Raw genomic sequence first — 17,881 nt, 5'->3', positions numbered from 1 at the left:
AAACATCCTTCAGACGGTGAGGATTTCCTTTTCCTTCGCCGCCAGCAGCTGATCGATCTCCGAGATCACGCTGTCGGTCGCCTTCTGGATGTCGGCAGCAAACCGCTCCTGATCGTCCTCGGAGATCTCGTGATTCTTCTCGAGCTTCTTGACCATGTCGAGACCGTCGCGGCGGACATGGCGGACAGCGACGCGCGCGGCTTCGGCATATTTGTGCGCGACCTTCACCAGCTCCTTGCGGCGCTCCTGGTTGAGCTCGGGAATGCGAAGCCGGATCACCTGACCTTCGGTCGCCGGCGACAGGCCGAGATTGGAATCCACGATCGCCTTCTCGACCGCCTTCACCATCGACTTGTCCCAGACCTGCACCGACAGCAGACGCGGTTCGGGCACGGAGACGGTGGCGAGCTGGTTGAGCGGCATGTGCGAGCCATACGCCTCGACCTGGACCGGCTCCACCATCGACGCCGAGGCGCGGCCGGTGCGCAGGCCGCCGAGCTCGTGCTTCAGCGCCTGAGTCGCGCCCTGCATGCGGCGCTTCAGTTCGTTGAGATCGAAATTGCCCGTGGACATCACGCTTTCCTTTCTGCAACCCGGTCGCTGCGGCCGTTCTGCCGGGCCTTGGAGGGCCGGCGGCGGGACTCGCGCAACTCCCGGACGAATTCCTGTTTCGCTTACGCTTCTACCGCAGGCTGGGGATCGGTCCAACACCGGCTGCCGACGGTGCCGGGCTCACCCCGCGACGATGGTGCCGCGCCCTTCGCCCCGCAGCATCGCACCGATCGAGCCGGGTTCGGCAATGGAGAAGACAATGATAGGCAGCGATGTTTCCCGGGCAAGCGCGAATGCAGTCGCGTCCATGACCTTGTAGCCGCCCTCGATGGCCTGCGAATGGGTCAGACGGTCGAAGCGCTTGGCAGCCGGATCCTTCTTGGGATCGGCACTATAGACGCCGTCGACATTGGTGGCCTTCAGCACGGCCTGCGCGCCGATCTCGGCCGCCCGCAACACCGCTGTGGTGTCCGTCGTAAAATACGGATTGCCGGTGCCGCCTCCGAGCACCACGATGCGTCCTTCGGCCAGCGACTTGTGCGCTGCAGCGCGCGTGAACAGCTCGCAAACCTCCGGCATCACGAAGGCCGAGAGCGCCTGCGCCGGGGTGCCCTTGCGCTGAATCGCGGCTTCGAGCGCCAGGCAGTTCATGACGGTCGCGAGCATGCCCATCGTGTCGCCGGTCGGGCGCGATACGCCCTGCGACGAGACCTCGACCCCGCGAACCATGTTGCCGCCGCCGACGACGACGGCAATCTCGACGCCCAGCTTCTGAGCCGCAATGAGGTCGTCGGCGATGCGGTCGATGGTCGGCTGGTCGATGCCGAAGGAATGAGGGCCCGCGAGATATTCGCCGGACAGCTTGACCACGACGCGACGATAGACCGGCTCAGCCATGTGCCAATGCTTCCCTGTCTCGCGCGTTGGGATCCGGCGCACGCATGCGCCGGATCGAACCAGGTTCAGTCGTTACTTCTTGCCGCTGGCGGCGGCGACTTCGGCAGCGAAGTCGGTCTCTTCCTTCTCGATGCCCTCGCCGAGGGCATAGCGGACGAAACCGGCGACCTTGATCGGACCACCGACCTTGCCTTCGGCTTCCTTCAGCGCCTGCGCGACCGACTTGCCGCTGTCGTGGATGAAGGCCTGCTCGAGCAGGGTGACTTCCTTGTAGTAGGTCTTCAGACCGGACTCGACGATCTTCTCGATCACGTTTTCCGGCTTGCCCTGCTGACGATATTTGTCGGCGAGCACGTCCTTCTCGCGCTTGACGAGTTCCGGATCGAGACCGCCCGCATCGATCGCCTGCGGATTGGCCGCGGCGACATGCATCGCGAGCTGCCGGCCGAGCACGGCGAGCTCGTCGGTCTTGCCGGGCGACTCCAGCGCCACGATCACGCCGAGCTTGCCGGCACCCTCGATGACGGCGCCATGGACGTAGCTCGACACGACGCCCTGGCTCACTTCGAGCGAAGCCGCACGCCGCAGCGTCTGGTTCTCACCGATGGTGGCGATCGAATCGGCAATCGCGGCCTCGACCGTGATGCTGCCCACCTTGGCGGCCTTGATCTTCTCCACGTCGGCACCGACGTCGAGCGCAACCTGGGCGATCATCTTGACCAGGCCCTGGAAGTGCTCGTTGCGGGCGACGAAGTCGGTCTCGGAGTTGACCTCGACGACCACGCCCTTCTTGCCCGAGGTCAGCGCGCCGATCAGGCCCTCGGCCGCAACGCGACCGGCCTTCTTGGCGGCCTTCGACAGGCCTTTCTTGCGCAGCCAATCCTGCGCGGCCTGCATGTCGCCGCCGTTCTCGGTGAGCGCGGCCTTGCAGTCCATCATGCCCGCGCCGGTCGACTCGCGCAGGTCCTTCACCATCGCTGCGGTGATGTTAGCCATTGTTGAACGTCCTTTTGCCTGTCCAAAGCGCGACGCAGCGGATGGCTGATCGCCGCCCGCTGCCAGGAAAAACCTATCTCAGTCGCGATGGCCGGCGTGAGACGCCGGCCAGATTCTCTTGCGTCGTCTTAGGCGTCGGCGAGCGACTTGGCCTGGGCAACCCAGGCATCGGCCCGGCTCGGCAGACCCACTTCTTCGCCGATCTGGTGTGCCGTGTCGTGATCGAGCTCGGCGAGCTGCCAGTAGTGGAAGATGCCGAGGTCGTTCAGCTTCTTCTCGACGGCCCCCGAAACGCCGGTGAGCTTCTTGAGATCGTCGGCGGTGCCACGCGGACCGGGCAGCCCCTGGAACTTCGAGGCGACCGATGCGGCCGGAAGCTCTTCCTCCAGCGGGGCGGCGGAAGCCCCGACGTCGATCCCGAGCTCGCCCTGCGCCCGCGAGATGCCGTCGATCGCGGCACGCGCGATCAGGTCGCAATACAGCGAGATCGCACGGCCCGCATCGTCATTGCCCGGCACGACATAGGTGATGCCCTTCGGGTCGCAATTGGTATCGACGATCGCGGCAACCGGGATCTTGAGGCGCTGGGCCTCCTGGATCGCGATGTCTTCCTTGTTGGTGTCGATCACGAAGATCATGTCGGGCAGACCGCCCATGTCCTTGATGCCGCCGAGCGAGCGATCGAGCTTGTCGCGCTCGCGCTGCAGGGTCAGCCGCTCCTTCTTGGTGTAGGAGTTGGCTTCGCCCGAGGATAGCACCTCGTCGAGATGACGCAGGCGCTTGATCGAGGCCGAGATCGTCTTCCAGTTGGTCAGCGTACCGCCGAGCCAGCGCGAATTGACGAAATACTGCGCGCAACGCTTGGCCGCATCGGCCACGTTGTCCTGCGCCTGGCGCTTGGTGCCGACGAACAGGATGCGGCCGCCCTTGGCGACGGTGTCGCTGACAGCCTGCAGCGCCGTGTGCAGCAGCGGCACGGTCTGGGCGAGATCGATGATGTGGATGTTGTTGCGGGCTCCGAAAATGAAATCGGCCATTTTCGGATTCCAGCGGTGAGACTGGTGACCAAAGTGCACGCCAGCTTCGAGCAGCTGGCGCATCGTGAATTCAGGTAGCGCCATTGGATATTCTCCGGTTGATTCCTCCGGAAACGCGTGAGCAAAGACAGACCGTTAAGGCCCGGCTTGCCACCGGACGCCCTCTAGGAGAGCCAAGTTTCCGTGTGAGATGGCGCGCTATATAGCCGGATTTTGGCGCAACGCAAGGAAAATGGGCCTATTCGGCCTGCAGAAGCTCCGCCAGCGCCGCCCTCGCCTGCCCTTCCTGGAGCGGAACGAAGTCGACCGGGCCCTTGTTGTCGGCGCCCGACGAGGCCGCCGCCATCACGCCCATGCCCAGCAGGCCAAATGCCATGCCGCCGCCCTGCATGGCCCTGGACCGATCGCTGGGCCTGATCGAGAAGAAATAGGTCCGCCCCGGTTCGGTATTGAAATCGAGCACCGAGTCGCCCGGGAACAGGGTCTGGGTGGCGACGAGGTGGTGCGGACCGGCCGGCCGGTCGAGGTAGACGTAGGTACCGGGGATCAGGCGGCTCAGCGCGACGCCATCGACCTTGGCGTCGCAAGTGGTCCTGTCGAGCCAGGCATCCTTCAAACTCATGATGACGATGCGGGAGTGTCCGGAACGCGGCGCCCCGATCTTCTGTGACACCACCGCATACTCGGTGCCTTCTTTGCCTGTTAGGCACCCTGATACCAGAAATGCCGCTCCCAATCCCAGCAGCGCTCGCCTGTTCATCGCCCCATCCCCGTAAGAACCCGGATAGAGGCTATGATGGGAACCGGGGAACTTTCAATCTGCTGGAGCAAAGACGGTGGAACTGTGCTCAGCGCTCCACACCGGCCGGCGTCAGCGCGGCCCGATCGGCGTCGAGCTTTGCCCTCAGCCGCGCAGCGTCGTCGAAGAAGGCCTGCTCGTCCTGTACTGGAACCAGGCGCAAGGACGGCGGCATCAGCACGTGGCTGACATTGGGACGGCCGGAATTCGCCAGCGCCTCCGACCGCTGCACGGTCTGAACCGCGATCGCGACCACGAGCAGCAGCCCGACTACCATGCCCTTGGCGAGCATGTGGGTGCGCCCGACCTCGCGCAGATGCAGGAAGCATGTCGCCGCCAGAACGATCCACGACACGACATAGCCGTAGGTGAAGACGGCGGTCCAGGTCAGGGCGAACGAGGCAATCTGGGCGAACTCGCTGTAGATCCAGAATGCGATCAGACCCGCCTGCGCGATCAGGAGGTGGCGCAGAAAATGCGAGCGACCGGAAAACAGCCGCGCCAGCAGCGCCCAGACGCCGACCCAGGCAACGACGACCCCTATCATGGTAAGGGTCGGCACGAGATAATCGGACAGATGCGCCTCGGTGGTCTGCGCAAACCAGGTCATCAGCGCATTGATCGCGAGCAGGACGACGCCGAGCGCGATCGCCGCGATGATCGGCAGCGCCCCGCGTTCGGAGCCCGCGAGCCGCTCCGGCTCGACGGCATGGCCGGCGTCGCGGATCCGAAGCAGTGTCTGGCCGATCCGGATCGGCTTGATGCCATCGAGGACGAGCTGCGGCTTCCGGCTCTTGCCGCGATCGAGAAAGAGACCGTTGGCGCTGCCGAGATCCTCGGCGACGAGGCGCCCCTCGCCGTCACGGAAAATCCGCACATGGCGCGCGGCGACATAGGGATCGTCAAGGATGACGTGATTGTCATAGCCACGGCCGATGCTGATCTCGGTGGCATCGACGCGGAAGCGGCCGGCGACGTCGCGATGCTTGGAGAGGATCTCGATCCAGATCATCGTGCGACCTGCAGGCGTTCGAGGAAGCTCTTGCCGAGGCGCAAGGCGTCGTCGTAGGCGATCGCTTGCAGGTTCAGCCGCGACACCAGCGCCTCGTCGGCGTGGTCCTGCGTGACCGCGACCAGCACGACGTCGTAGAGGCCGTCGAACTCACGATAGCCTTGCGCGCACCACAATACGCGCAGCGGCGGATGAGCGGCCGCCGGCGCGACGCCGACGAAATCCGCATGGCAATGCTGCGGCGTGTACCATTTGCGGAACGAGCCACCCATGGTCAGCCGCGGCTGCGCCAGTTGCGTCAGCACGGTCGCGAACTGGAATTGATTGAGGTCGATCGATTTCGCGTAGGAGTGGCTGACCTCGACCACGCCGGTGTTGAGGTCGGAGGCGACATACACGCTCGCCTCGGCCTTGCAACTGGTCGAATTGATGCTGGCGCGCGGCTTCGGCGACGCGCTGGCATTCGTGCTCGCCCAGCATTCGAACCAGCCCGCGCGCGTCTCCGGCGCCTGATAGGACCCAAATACGCGGTCGCGGAAGCCCTCCTCGCCCAAGGATTTGTAGAGCGCTCCGCGCCAGCTGGTGAGCTGCGCGACCACGTCCTTGCGCAGATCGGCCGCCGCCGGCCTGGCATCCTGACCGCGTGCCAGCAGCGCGGCGGCGAAGCGCGCCGGCACCAGGAAGCTGATGAGCTGGCCGCCGCGGCGGGTGGCGACGTTGACGCCCACCACCTGGCCTTGCGCATTGACCGCCGGCCCGCCGCTCATGCCGGGATTGAGCGCGCCGGTGAAATGGATGTGATCGTTGTAGCTGTGCTCGACGAGACCGTTATAGGTGCCCTCGATGATGGTGAAGCCGAGATCAAGCGGGTTGCCGAGCGAATACAGCCGCTCGCCTTTCGGCAGGCTGCCGTCGAGCGCGGCCTTGTCGAAGGAGAAGAACGGCGCGTTCTGCTTGTCGACGCGAACGAGCGCGAGATCGTTGGGCAGGTCGACGGCGAGCAGCGTCACGCCGCCTTGTGTGCCATCGGCTCCCGTATATTCGAGCCGGTAGGTCTTCGGCTCGAGCGCGGCGTCCGACACGACGTGATAGTTCGTGACCGCGAGCCCGTCGGCGGAGACCAGAAAGCCGGAACCGGTCGAGGTCTGGCGACCGGCATCGGCCACGAGCGTGCGGATCTGAAGCAGGCGCGGCGGCGCCGAGGCGTAGACGGCTTCGGCGCCCGGCAGCGCCTGCGCATTGGCATAGGACGGGACGCCCGCAACCCCAGCACTGCCAAGAGCTGCCATGATCGCGCCTCGCCACAGCAGCGCGCGCACGGTGCCAACAAACGCTGATATCAATGGTGCCCCCGCAACACGTCGTCGACTGCCGACGTCGCGCGCCCACGATCGATCAGTCCGGCGGTCCGGCCAATATCGAAAACGGGCCTGCGATGCAACCGGCGCGCCGCGGCTGCGCCGGCCGGCTCAGCAATGCGGCACGTTCGGCGGACACCGCTTGCCCGGGGCCTGCGGCGGAGCAGGTCGCGGCGGTGGTGCTGCCGGTCTTGCCATCGGCGGCGGTGCGGCGGGCCGCGCCATCGCGGCCACCGGCGGCGGGCTTGGACGTGCCATCTGCGGCGGCGGGCTCGGACGCGCCATTGGCGGCGGCGGAGCCGGCCGCATCATCGGCGGCGGAGCGGGCCGGGCCATCGGGGGCGGCGCCGGCCGGGCCATTTGTGGCGGAGGAGCTGGACGCATCACAGGCGGCGGCGCGGGCCGCGCCGGCGCCGCTCGAAGCACGGGCGCAGCCGGCGGCCGTGGCGGCGGCGGACTCGGCCGCGCAGCCGTCGGCGGCGCTGCGCGATGCTGGATCTGGTCGGGCACGGCCGGCTGCAGCCGCGGTCGCGCGTCCGGTGCGTGTGGAATGGCCGCCGGCGCAATCGGACGAGGAGCCACCGCCGCGGGAGGTGCGGCGGGTACGCCGGGCGGCGTGCGGTTCGCCCGCATGTCCGGTCGGATCGCAGGCGTCTGCACCGCAGCGGGAAGCCCCGGCGCGCCACGTTGGCCCGGCACCGGAAGCGCATTCGCGTTTGGCGGGCCCTGCCCCGGTCGCCCGGCCTGGTTTGGAAGCGCTGCCTGCGGAACGCTTGGAGACATTGGGCCGCCTGGTCCGGCCGGGCGCGCGGCAGAATTGGAGAGCGGCGCCGGCGGCGGCACCTTGCCCTGCTGGATCAGGGTCGCGCGCTGCATCACCGCGGGCGGCAATGCCGGCGCCGTCGCCACGGCCGGCTGGGTTGCCGCAGCGGGACCGGTGGACATCGGACCGGCAGGTGCGGGACGATTGATCACGGTGTTGATGACCGCGGTGTTGTGGATGTTCTGGTAGATGATGTTGTTCGGCGGCGGCGCAACGAAAGCCGGCGGCCGGACATAGACCGGGATCGGCACGAACACCGGCCGCGGCAGGATGAACAGGCCGACCGGCGCGAACGGCGGCGGCAGCTCCACGAACTCCGGCGGAGGCGGCGGAAGAATGTAGACCGGCGGCGGGGGCGGCGGCACGAAATCGAATTCGGGATCCGAGAACAGCAGCACCGGACGTTCGACGTAGATCACCTCGTCGAGCGGCGGCGGCGGCACGTCATATTCGATCATCGCGAAGGTCGGCGGCGGCGCCGGCGCTGCCGACAACATCGCCAGCCGCCGCCGGGCGTCCTCGGCATGCGCGCCATAGGGATAGCGCTTCAGATAGGACCAATAGGCTTCCGGGCTGTCGGTGCGAAACGTCCGCCGCCAGGTCAGCGCCTCGCGGCGAGCGGCGACCAGGGCGCGCACGCGCCGCGCCAGCGGGTCGCTCGGATAGGCGGCGATGAAATCCTCATAGCCCTGCAGCGTGTCGCGCTCCAGCGCGGCGGCATAGGCCTCCTGCACCGGCAGTTCGCGGATCGGGCGCGAGCGCAGCGCCGCGGTCTGCTCGGGCGAATCCGGCGTGGCCGGCGCGTCCGGCGCCCGCTCGAAGAAGGAGAAGGCGGCCTGGATCTTCTGCGCATCCCACGGCACCTGCGCGCCCTTGGTCTCCTCGTTGACGCGCAGCCGCAGCCTATCGAACACCTCCGGCAGCGACAGGCCGCCGGTGCGGATCATCTCGGCGAGCGAGCGCGCGTAGATGCCATAGGCGCCGGTCTCGTTCGGCGCGATCGTGCCCGGCGCCGCATTGAAGGCGATCAGCATGTTGGCATCGGGCTCGACCAGCGCCAGGCCGCCGGCGATCGCAGGGCCGCCGGCGATGAAGGGCTGCTGGCGCGCGGCATCGAGCACCACGACGCTGGCCTTCACCGGCGTCGCCGCAAGCTGGCGGATGTAGTCGCTGAGGCGCAGGCCCTCGGTCGGAATGTCGACGTCGCTGCCGATGTTGGCGTCGACGGGAAGAAAATAGTTCTCGCCGGCGAGCTGCATGCCGTAGCCGGCGAGATAGACCATCGCGACGGTGTTGGTGTCGGCTGACTGGGCCTTGTGAATGAAATCGCGAAAGCTCTTGCGCAGCGTGTCGGCATCGAGGTCGCGGGCGCCCACCACGTCGAAGCCCGCCGCCTGCAGCGTCTGCGCGATCAGGCCGGCATCGTTGGCCGCCGTGGCCAGCGGACCCTTGGCATACGCCCCGTTGCCGATCACCAAGGCGATGCGCTTTTCGGCGCCGGGCTGCTGCGCTGCAGCAAGCCGCGGCAAGGCCGCCAAGGCGAGCAGGCAGAGCGAGACACTCAGGACGATCTTCGCGGTGATCTTGGCCAAGCGCATGGTTCAAGCCCCTTCGAGGCACCCGCCGCGGATTCAGCGGGAGAATGGCTGAACCGCGGTTGAACGGAGGCATGTCCGTACAGCCCACGCGCAGCTTTTTTGTTCCTCGTCCCCCGTTCGACCGACACGACCGCCGGACGCAGCCGCTTCGGCGGAGCGATCGCCTCGATTACAGCTGCTGCACGTCGACCACGCCGGTCACCGCCTTGATCGCACCTGCGATTTGTGGCGAAACCTTGAAGCGCCCCGGCAGCTTCATCTCCACCTCGGTTTCGAGGTCCAACATCATGACCAGCGACACCTCGCCTTCGCCTGCTGCTGCGCGGGGCGCCAATGGCGGCGCGGCGCTTTTGGCGATCGCCCCGTTGCCATTGGCCGCGGCACCTTCCGGCCCCTGCAGGCGCTTGACGATGGAGTCGAGCGGCTTGGTGTCGCGCAGGAAGATGCGCAGGCCACGCTGCGTCTTGGCGGCGGCATCATCGAGCGGCTCGGCATGGAGCACGCGCGCGCGCACATCCTCGCCCTGCAGCTCGGCGCCGAGCTGCAGCAGCACCGCCGCGCCCGGCTCGAGCACGTCGCGATATTGTGCGAGGCCTTCGGAGAACAGCACCGCCTCGAAATGGCCTGTCGGATCCGACAGGCCCATGATGCCCATCTTGTTGCCGGTCTTGGTGCGACGCTCCATGCGCGACACCACGGTGGCGGCGACCTTGCCCGCGGTCGCGCCGGTCTTCACCGCGCGCGAGAACTCGGCCCAGCTCTGGACGCGCAGGCGCTTCAGCGCCGCGGCGTAGTCGTCGAGCGGATGGCCCGACAGGAAGAAGCCGATCGCATCATATTCGCGCCGCAGACGCTCGGCCGGCAGCCAGTTCTCGATGTTGGGCAGGATGATCGCGGGCGCGTCGGCGGCGTTGCCGAACATGTCGTTCTGGCCCGAGGTCGCGGCCTCGTGCGCGCGCTGGCAGGCGGCGACGATGGCGTCGGCGCCGGCGAACACGCGGGCGCGGTTCTTGTCGAGCACGTCGAACGCACCGGCCGCAGCCAGCGTCTCGATGATGCGCTTGTTGATCGCGCGCGGATTGACGCGGGAGGCGAAGTCGGCGAGCGAGGTGAACGGCCCGCCCTTGTTGCGGGCCTCCACGATCATTTCGATCGCCTGCGGCCCGACGCCTTTCAATGCCGCCAGCGCGTAGAAGATGGTGTTGCCGCTGACCTCGAAGGTCGGGCCCGAGCGGTTGATCGACGGCGGCTCGACCTTGATGCCCAGGCGCTGCGCCTCGGTACGAAATTCCGAGAGCTTGTCGGTGTTGTTGAGATCGAGCGTCATCGACGCTGCGATGAACTCCACCGGATAATGCGCCTTCATGTAGGCGGTGTGGTAGGACACCAGCGCGTAGGCGGCCGCGTGCGACTTGTTGAAGCCGTAGTCGGCGAACTTGGCGAGCAGGTCGAAGATCGTGTCGGCCTGGTCCTTCGGCACGCCGTTCTGGGTGGCGCCCTCGACGAAGCGGACACGCTGCTTGTCCATCTCGGCGCGGATCTTCTTGCCCATGGCGCGGCGCAGGAGGTCGGCTTCGCCGAGCGAATAGCCGGACATCTGCTGCGCGACCTGCATCACCTGCTCCTGGTAGATGATGACGCCGAAAGTCTCCTTCAGGATCGGCTCCAGGATCGGGTGCAGATATTCCGGCTCCTCCTCGCCGTGCTTGCGGGCGCAGTAGGTCGGGATGTTGGCCATCGGACCGGGACGATACAGCGCCACCAGCGCGATGATGTCCTCGAAGCGGTCCGGGCGCATGTCGATCAGCGCCCGCCGCATGCCCTGGCTTTCAACCTGGAACACGCCGACCACGTCGCCCCGCGCCAGCATCTGGTAGCTCGGCGCGTCGTCGATCGGCAGGGTCGCGAGATCGACGTGCACGTCGCGCTGCTTCAGAAGCTTCACGGCGACGTCGAGCACGGTCAGCGTCTTCAGGCCGAGGAAGTCGAACTTGACGAGGCCGGCGGGCTCGACCCACTTCATGTTGAACTGGGTGACCGGCATGTCCGATTTTGGATCGCGATACATCGGCACCAGCTCGCTCAGCGGCCGGTCGCCGATCACGATGCCGGCGGCGTGGGTCGAGGCATGCCGCGTCAGGCCTTCGAGGCGCATCGCGATGTCGAAGGCGCGCGCCACCACCGGGTCCTCGTCGCGGAAGGCCTGCAGCTTCGGCTCGCCCTCGATCGCGGCGGCGAGCGTCACCGGCGCGGCCGGATTCTGCGGCACCAGCTTGGTGAGCTTGTCGACCTGGCCATAGGGCATCTGCAGCACACGGCCGACGTCGCGCAGCACGCCGCGCGCCTGCAGGGTGCCGAAGGTGATGATCTGCGCCACCTGGTCGCGGCCATAGCGCTGCTGCACGTAGGAGATCACCTCGCCGCGGCGGTCCTGGCAGAAGTCGATGTCGAAGTCCGGCATCGACACGCGCTCGGGATTGAGGAAGCGCTCGAACAGCAGCGCGAACCGCATCGGGTCGAGATCGGTGATGGTCAGCACCCAGGCAACCAGGGAGCCGGCGCCGGAGCCGCGACCCGGCCCGACCGGAATGCCGTGTGCCTTGGCCCACTTGATGAAGTCCGACACGATCAGGAAGTAGCCCGCGTACTTCATGCGCATGATGACGTCGAGCTCGAAGGCGAGCCGCTTCTGATAGTCCTCCTCGGTCATGCCCGGCGCCATGCCGTGCACCTTGAGGCGCCGCTCCAGACCCTCCTCCGCCTGTCGCTTCAACTCGGCGGCCTCGGCGCTGGCGGCATCCACGGCATCGCTGCCGGTGCCGGCGCCGACCGTGAAAAACGGCAGGATCGGCTTGCGCGTCCGCGGCCGGTACGAACAGCGCTCTGCGATCTCGACCGTCGAGGCCAAGGCCTCCGGAAGGTCGGCGAACAGCACCGCCATCTCGGCACGGGTCTTGAAGCGGTGATCCGGCGTCAGCTGCACGCGCTCGGTGTCCGCGATCAGATGGCCGCCGGCGATGCACAGCAGCGCATCATGCGCCTCGTAGTCGTCGGCGGTCGCGAAATACGGCTCGTTGGTCGCGACCAGCGGCAGGCCCTTGCCATAGGCGATGTCGATCAGGCCGCCTTCGACGCGGCGCTCGCGGTCGACCCCGTGGCGCTGCAGCTCGATGTACAGACGGTCGCCGAACAGGCTTGCCAGCCGCTCGCAGCGCTGCGTCGCAAGTGCCGCCATGTCGTGCTGGATCGCGAGCGAGATCGGCCCATCGGGCCCGCCGGTGAGCGCAATCAGACCATCGACACCCTCGTTCAGCCACTCGAACTTGATGTGCGGCGCCTGATGCGTCGGCGTGTCCAGGAAGGCGCGCGAGTTCAGCCGCATCAGGTGGCGGTAGCCCTCCTCGCGTGCGGCGAGCAGGACGATTCGCGAGGGCTGCGCGACCGCACCGGCATTGCGGGCATTCGGGTCCATGTCGCCGAAATCGATGGCGAGCTCGCAGCCGGCGATCGGCTGGATGCCATAGCTCGCCATCTTGTCGGAGAATTCGAGCGCACCGAACATGTTGTCGGTGTCGGTCAGCGCCAGCGCAGGCTGATGATCGGCCTTGGCGAGCTCGCCGAGCTTGCCGATCTTGATCGAGCCCTTCAGCAGCGAATAGGCGGAGTGAACGTGGAGATGGACGAATCCGGCGCTGGACATGCTCGCTTTGCAACTTCCTGGGGCTTTTCCGAGATCGATCACGGTGTCGGGCCGGCTTCCGGGCTTGCTCGGGTCACGACCCGGCGCCATGCCCAATCTCCCGACCGACTCGCTCCGCATCATATCGGAGGCCCACCGGCGAGTCCGGCGCCCTCGCCTGCCTTGTCCCCAGCCGCTGCGCTCGGAAAACTAAAGCTGTGGAATGATTTGCGCCCAGAGCGCGATCATGCCGACGAACAGCGTGATCGACGCCAGCGCGGCGGCTTCTTGAACGAAAACCTTCAGCATCGGGACCTCCCTGAGTCAGAACATATGAAGAACAATGTTCCTTTTCTGTTCTCATGTCAAGCGCGCTGATCGACCCGTTGCCGCGCCCGCGCCGCAGATGGTTAATCCGGCCCACAAACAAGAAGCCCCGGCGCGAACGCCGGGGCTTTGCAATCCGCCGATCGTGCGCGGATCGACTCAGTACCGCGTCGCGATCGGGCCGCCGAAGCGGTAGTTCAGGCGGGCGGTGAACAGATCGACGTCCTGCTTGATGCTGTCGGAGCCGAGCGCGCCGAAGCTGACGGTCTGGCGATCCATGAACAGATGGTCGTACTCGACGCCCAGCGACCAGTTCGGCGCGAAGCCGTATTCGAGGCCGGCACCGACCACGCCGCCCCAGCGCGTGTCGTCGTTGGAGGCGAGGAACGCGCCGGTCGCCGCGTTGGTGATCGTGTACTTGTTGCTGGTCACGGCCGCGCCGCCCTTGGCGTAGAGCAGCACGTTGTTGATGGCATAGCCGACCTGGCCGGTGAACAGGCCGAACGCATCGGTCTTGGTGCGGTTACGCGTTCCGAACAGCGCGCTCTGATTGTCGCCGGTGAGGTCGGCCCAGTTGCCCTGCGCCTCGACGCCGAACACGATCTGGCCCATCTGCCAGCGATAGCCGACCTGGCCACCGACGGTGCCGCCGGATGCATCATGCGAACCCTCGCGGCCGCCGCCGACCAGATCCCAGGTGTTCTCGCTCCAGCCGCCGCCACCGTTCACGCCGATGTAGAAGCCGCTCCAGTCATAGATCGCAGCCATCACCGGCGGCGGTGCCTTCGTGTAGGGACGCGCAGCGAGATCCGCGGCAAGCGCCGGCGAGGCCAGCACCACGAGCGCCGTCGTCGTCAACAGAAGTTTCTTCATCACAGGTCCAGTCTCGTCTCATTTGGCCCCCAGGCCAGCCGCATCTCTTAACGATCTGCGCCACAATTGCTGTAGCCGCTCGGTCACAGCTCGCTGCTGAAAGGGCATGAGACATGTTGGGAAATTAATCTTTAATCACAGTGTGTTGATGGAACTTTCCAGCTTGCAATCGAGGGCCGACCGACTACACACGCGTGAGGGCCGTCGCGCCGGTGCTTCGCCATGAAGCGCGCGCGTTCTGGTCATCAAGGGATGAAGGGAGATCGTTGATGCGTGAGGTTTTATTTGCGGCCCTGGCTGCAGCCGGCCTCGTGGTCGCAACCCATGCGCCGGCTCACGCCGTCGGTGTCAGGCATGCGTTCTGTCTGCAGGGTGATGAGTTTCCGGGCTTGAGCCACTGCACCTTCGACACTTACGCGCAATGCCAGGCGACGGCGTCGGGACGCCTGCTGAACTGCATCGCGAATCCCTATTTCGCCGGCGTCAGCAATGACCCGCGCGCGACGCCCTATCCGTATCCGCACAGGCAACGGATCAAGCCGCGTCCGCCGGCGCCAAATCCCTACGCGCCGTTCCCCAACCCATTCGTGTTCGAAGAGGACTGACCCGTCCCCACCTTCGACGCAGCGAGCTATCGTCTCAGGCCATACCATCGAAGGTTCGTCGAAGCCGTGGCTCCGACGAACCGAAGCAATCGAAGATGTCGTTGCGTCAGCGCATCATCCCGAAACCCGGACCGAACTTGTAGTTCAGCTTCACGAGCCCGATGTCGACATCCTGCTTGATGCGATGAGTCATCGCGGGCGCGCCGGCCGCGGCGACGAAGTTCAGGTTCTTGTTACCCAGGAAGATGTGGTCGTACTCGACGCCGACCGACCAGTTCGGCGCGAAGCCATATTCGAGGCCGGCACCGATCGTGCCACCCCAACGCGTGGTGTTGGCGCGATCGAGCATCACGTTGGTGCCCGTGGTGAAGGTGTCGTAGCGATCGCCGACGACCGCGGCACCGCCCTTGATATAGCCGAGAATGTTGTCGAAGGCATAGCCGACCTGGCCGGTGAACAGGCCGAAGCCGTTGGTGCGTGAACGGTCGCTGACATTGGGAAGAATCAGGTTGCGATTCGTGCCTTTGAAATTCGCCCAGTCGCCCTGCGCCTCGACGCCGAACACCCAATTGGCCATCTGATAGCGGTAGCCGACCTGGCCGCCGACGGCCGCGCCGCCGCCGCCGGAACAGCCTTCGCGGTTGGCTGCCGGGTTCACCGCCACACCGGCGTTCGAAACCAGATTCCAGCAATCCCGACTGGAACCTCCGCCGGCGTTGAAGCCGACATAGAAGCCGCTCCAGTCATACACCGTCGCCACGACGGCGGGCGGCGCCTTGGTGTACGGCCCCTTCTTCATTGGAAGATCAGCTGCGAATGCAGACGTCGCCGCGGCGATTGCGCCGAGCCCCACCGTTGCGCCGAAAAGCGTCTTCATCATCGAACTCCGTAGCTTCTGTCCCAAAGTCCCCAGGCCCTCTGGTTCCGTGCGAAAAACATGCAGCGCGACGAAGCGATCATGCCACCCGCATTCGCTCCGCCGACATCAACCCGATGTGCAGATCAGAACCATTCTTTCCGGCTTTTATGGGATTGGGCGCAAAGGCCTGTTTTCCAAGGCTTTGCCCGCAACATGAACAAACAACTAATAAGATGTAAGGAGGAGTCGTGGCCGGCGTCCATCCATGGCCACAATACGAGCGACGGCAAAATCGTGATCGGGAAACTCCCGGTCACGGAACGAACCCTGTCACGTCTCAGTCGTGAATTCTTCAGGGCAGCACGACGAGTCTTGCGAATGCGTAGCATCATCATGCGCAAAGCGGACGAATGTGTGGTGCTTCCCGGCCCATGCTGAACGCACGCTCGTCCGGAGCGGCATCGTCATCACGTGTAGTAGATCGCCAATTTCAGCGCGGGATCGTCATTGGACTGGAACGTCGCGTAGCGCAGCCTCACGCGGCCCTTCTTCGGATGCTCGAGCAGCTTCTCGCCGGCAGCAAGCGCATTGACGTCGTGCGCCGCCCACAAGCCGTCGAACTCGCGGCTGCCGCGCCGCAGCCGCGCGATCAGATCGACGAAGGCGGGATCGCCCGCCCACAGATCGTAGGTCGCGCGAAACTGCGCGACCATGCGTTGCGCCAGCTCCTTCCACTGCGCGCCGAACAGCCGGCGCACGCCGGGCTTGCACAGCATCAGCACCAACGTGTTGCGCTCATCGTCGGCGAGTTGCGAGAAGCCGAAGATCTCGTCCGCCGCGGCATTCCAGGCCAGCACATCCCATCGCCGTCCGGAGATGTAGGCCGGCTGGTTCAGACTCTGCACGAGCTCGCGCAGCCGGACCGGCACCTGCTCGCGCACGAACGGCTTGCGCGTAGGATCGCGCACCAGCGCCTTGAGATGAGCATGCTCGGTTCGGCTCAGGCGCAGGGCGCGCGCCAGCGCATCGATGGTCGAGGAGGACGGCTTCACGGCCCGGCCCTGCTCGATTCGGATGTACCAGTCGACGCCGATGCCAGCGAGCTCGGCCACTTCCTCCCGTCGCAGCCCTGCGGTGCGTCGCCGCCGCCCGGCCGCGAGTCCGACCGCTTGCGGCGTCAGCTTCTCGCGCCGCGAGCGCAGGAAGTTGCCGAGCTCGGCATGTCGCGGATCACTCATGTGCTGGATCCCTCATGGTTCGCTCCCGCGGGAGGTGTGGCCAGCGTGGGCTTGCCTAATCCCAGGATAATACCAGGCCTTCCTGCGCGGAGCATAGACCGGCAGGCTGGAGCCTCGCCACCGCGAAAATGGAGAAGGATCATGAAGGCCGCCGTGCTCAAACGATTTGGATCGCCGCTCGAGATCGAGCATGTCGAAGACCCCGTGCTCGGCACCGGCGAGGTCATCGTCGACATCGCCGCGGCCGGCGTGCTGTCCTATGCGAACGAAGTGTTCAGCGGCGAACGGAAGTACCTGCTGGACCTGCCGGTGATCCCCGGCACCGGAGGGGTCGGCCGGGTCAGCGCCCTCGGCCCCGACGCGACGCATCTCGCCATCGGCGACTGGGTGTTCTGCGATCCAACCGTGCGCTCGCGTGACGAAGCCTTCGCCCCCGACATCACCCTGCAGGGCTTGAGCGCGCGCGGACCGGGCGGGCTGAGGCTGCAACAATATTTCCGGCACGGTTCGTTTGCCCAGCGCATGCGCGTGCCGACGGAGAACGCCAAGCCGATCGGGGCCGTCGACGCTGATGACGCGGCACGGTGGTGCGCGCTCGGCACCCTGCTCGTGCCCTATGGCGGCTTTCTTGCCGCCAATCTGCAGGCGGGCGAGACCGTCCTGGTCAGCGGCGCCACCGGCAGGTTCGGCAGCGCCGCGGTCGCGGTGGCGCTTGCCATGGGCGCCGCTGCGGTCGTGGCGCCGGGCCGCAATGAGGTCATGCTGGCAGAGCTTCAGCGCCGGTTCGGCCCCCGCGTCCGCCCGGTCAGACTCTCTGGCGACGAGAGCGAGGACATCGCACGCATGAAGCGCGCGGCGCCGCGCCCGATCGACTGCGTGCTCGACATCATGCCGCCGTCGGTCTCGGCCAGGGTCGTGCGATCAGCCGTGATGACCGTGCGTCCCTATGGGCGCGTGGTGCTGATGGGCGGCGTCGGGATGCTGGGCGGAGCCGGGCTCGAGCTGCCCTATCCCTGGATCATGCGCGAGTGCGTCACGATCCACGGCGTCTGGATGTACCCACCAAGCGCGACGGTCAGGATGGTGGAGCTGATCAGGGCCGGGCTGCTCGACCTTGCGCAGTTCGAGCCGACCTGTTTCGACCTCGATCATGCCAACGACGCGGTCGCCCATGCCGCCGCCCATCGCGAGCCGTTCAAGATGACGGTGATCAGGCCCTGACTGCGGT

At 66.4% G+C, this 17,881-nt stretch carries 14 protein-coding genes; 2 read left to right on the top strand and 12 right to left on the bottom strand.

The features are described 5' to 3' along the window. Positions 1–9: 9 nt before the first annotated feature. The 10 genes from frr to QW881_RS15360 all read right to left on the bottom strand — a co-directional run bounded on the left by frr (position 10) and on the right by QW881_RS15360 (position 13,951). A complete protein-coding gene (gene frr, locus QW881_RS15405) occupies positions 10–573 on the bottom strand; it encodes a ribosome recycling factor (RefSeq protein WP_315756730.1) in 564 nt (187 codons plus the stop codon). 159 nt (positions 574–732) lie between these two features. After that, complete coding sequence (pyrH, locus tag QW881_RS15400) at positions 733–1,449, bottom strand: UMP kinase (RefSeq protein ID WP_315738234.1); 717 nt, start codon at positions 1,447–1,449, stop codon at positions 733–735. Between the two features lie 72 nt (positions 1,450–1,521). Then, complete coding sequence (gene tsf, locus QW881_RS15395) at positions 1,522–2,445, bottom strand: translation elongation factor Ts (RefSeq protein WP_315756731.1); 924 nt, start codon at positions 2,443–2,445, stop codon at positions 1,522–1,524. Between the two features lie 128 nt (positions 2,446–2,573). Further along, complete coding sequence (locus QW881_RS15390; protein ID WP_315738235.1) at positions 2,574–3,566, bottom strand: 30S ribosomal protein S2; 993 nt, start codon at positions 3,564–3,566, stop codon at positions 2,574–2,576. 154 nt (positions 3,567–3,720) lie between these two features. Further along, complete coding sequence (locus QW881_RS15385) at positions 3,721–4,155, bottom strand: DUF2846 domain-containing protein (RefSeq protein ID WP_315756732.1); 435 nt, start codon at positions 4,153–4,155, stop codon at positions 3,721–3,723. A 175-nt stretch (positions 4,156–4,330) separates the two neighbouring features. Further along, the gene (locus QW881_RS15380) at positions 4,331–5,293 is read right to left on the bottom strand and encodes an FHA domain-containing protein (RefSeq protein WP_315756733.1); all 963 of its coding nucleotides are present in this window, start codon (positions 5,291–5,293) and stop codon (positions 4,331–4,333) included. Next, positions 5,290–6,582: a S1C family serine protease gene (locus QW881_RS15375; protein WP_409998056.1), complete on the bottom strand. Its 1,293-nt coding sequence runs from the start codon at positions 6,580–6,582 to the stop codon at positions 5,290–5,292. The genes QW881_RS15380 and QW881_RS15375 overlap by 4 nt, the downstream gene beginning before the upstream one ends. Before the next feature lie 180 nt (positions 6,583–6,762). Then, entirely contained in the window at positions 6,763–9,072 is a 2,310-nt protein-coding gene (locus QW881_RS15370; protein ID WP_315756735.1) for a caspase domain-containing protein, read from the bottom strand. 169 nt (positions 9,073–9,241) lie between these two features. After that, entirely contained in the window at positions 9,242–12,772 is a 3,531-nt protein-coding gene (gene dnaE / locus QW881_RS15365) for a DNA polymerase III subunit alpha (RefSeq protein ID WP_315756736.1), read from the bottom strand. A gap of 465 nt (positions 12,773–13,237) precedes the next feature. Beyond that, positions 13,238–13,951 (bottom strand): outer membrane protein, encoded by a 714-nt coding sequence (locus QW881_RS15360; protein ID WP_315756737.1) that lies wholly within the window; start codon positions 13,949–13,951, stop codon positions 13,238–13,240. 269 nt (positions 13,952–14,220) lie between these two features. Here QW881_RS15360 and QW881_RS15355 point away from each other — a divergent pair, with 269 nt between their 5' ends. Beyond that, the gene (locus tag QW881_RS15355) at positions 14,221–14,556 is read left to right on the top strand and encodes a DUF3551 domain-containing protein (protein WP_315738242.1); all 336 of its coding nucleotides are present in this window, start codon (positions 14,221–14,223) and stop codon (positions 14,554–14,556) included. 106 nt (positions 14,557–14,662) lie between these two features. Here QW881_RS15355 and QW881_RS15350 read toward each other — a convergent pair whose 3' ends face one another. Together QW881_RS15350 and QW881_RS15345 are read right to left on the bottom strand one after the other, a co-directional pair. Next, the gene (locus QW881_RS15350; protein ID WP_315711586.1) at positions 14,663–15,436 is read right to left on the bottom strand and encodes an outer membrane protein; all 774 of its coding nucleotides are present in this window, start codon (positions 15,434–15,436) and stop codon (positions 14,663–14,665) included. Positions 15,437–15,882: 446 nt separating this feature from the next. Next, positions 15,883–16,653: a helix-turn-helix transcriptional regulator gene (locus QW881_RS15345; protein ID WP_315756738.1), complete on the bottom strand. Its 771-nt coding sequence runs from the start codon at positions 16,651–16,653 to the stop codon at positions 15,883–15,885. Between the two features lie 141 nt (positions 16,654–16,794). On the opposite strand from QW881_RS15345, the gene QW881_RS15340 reads away from it, so the two are divergent. Beyond that, entirely contained in the window at positions 16,795–17,874 is a 1,080-nt protein-coding gene (locus QW881_RS15340) for an alcohol dehydrogenase catalytic domain-containing protein (RefSeq protein ID WP_315756739.1), read from the top strand. Positions 17,875–17,881 lie beyond the last annotated feature (7 nt).

Origin of the sequence: Bradyrhizobium sp. SZCCHNS3016, from assembly GCF_032484535.1 — a bacterium.
Classification (GTDB): Bacteria; Pseudomonadota; Alphaproteobacteria; order Rhizobiales; family Xanthobacteraceae; genus Bradyrhizobium.
Note: the sequence above shows the minus strand (reverse complement) of the source record. Positions and strands in the feature narration are given on the sequence as shown.

What these genes read in the sequence shown, in the direction of transcription:
- frr (WP_315756730.1), bottom strand. Translation starts at nt 573, where the DNA reads ATGTCCACGGGCAATTTCGATCTCAACGAACTGAAGCGCCGCATGCAG.
- pyrH (WP_315738234.1), bottom strand. Translation starts at nt 1,449, where the DNA reads ATGGCTGAGCCGGTCTATCGTCGCGTCGTGGTCAAGCTGTCCGGCGAA.
- tsf (WP_315756731.1), bottom strand. Translation starts at nt 2,445, where the DNA reads ATGGCTAACATCACCGCAGCGATGGTGAAGGACCTGCGCGAGTCGACC.
- QW881_RS15390 (WP_315738235.1), bottom strand. Translation starts at nt 3,566, where the DNA reads ATGGCGCTACCTGAATTCACGATGCGCCAGCTGCTCGAAGCTGGCGTG.
- QW881_RS15380 (WP_315756733.1), bottom strand. Translation starts at nt 5,293, where the DNA reads ATGATCTGGATCGAGATCCTCTCCAAGCATCGCGACGTCGCCGGCCGC.
- QW881_RS15375 (WP_409998056.1), bottom strand. Translation starts at nt 6,582, where the DNA reads ATGGCAGCTCTTGGCAGTGCTGGGGTTGCGGGCGTCCCGTCCTATGCC.
- QW881_RS15370 (WP_315756735.1), bottom strand. Translation starts at nt 9,072, where the DNA reads ATGCGCTTGGCCAAGATCACCGCGAAGATCGTCCTGAGTGTCTCGCTC.
- dnaE (WP_315756736.1), bottom strand. Translation starts at nt 12,772, where the DNA reads ATGTCCAGCGCCGGATTCGTCCATCTCCACGTTCACTCCGCCTATTCG.
- QW881_RS15360 (WP_315756737.1), bottom strand. Translation starts at nt 13,951, where the DNA reads ATGAAGAAACTTCTGTTGACGACGACGGCGCTCGTGGTGCTGGCCTCG.
- QW881_RS15355 (WP_315738242.1), top strand. Translation starts at nt 14,221, where the DNA reads ATGCGTGAGGTTTTATTTGCGGCCCTGGCTGCAGCCGGCCTCGTGGTC.
- QW881_RS15350 (WP_315711586.1), bottom strand. Translation starts at nt 15,436, where the DNA reads ATGATGAAGACGCTTTTCGGCGCAACGGTGGGGCTCGGCGCAATCGCC.
- QW881_RS15345 (WP_315756738.1), bottom strand. Translation starts at nt 16,653, where the DNA reads ATGAGTGATCCGCGACATGCCGAGCTCGGCAACTTCCTGCGCTCGCGG.
- QW881_RS15340 (WP_315756739.1), top strand. Translation starts at nt 16,795, where the DNA reads ATGAAGGCCGCCGTGCTCAAACGATTTGGATCGCCGCTCGAGATCGAG.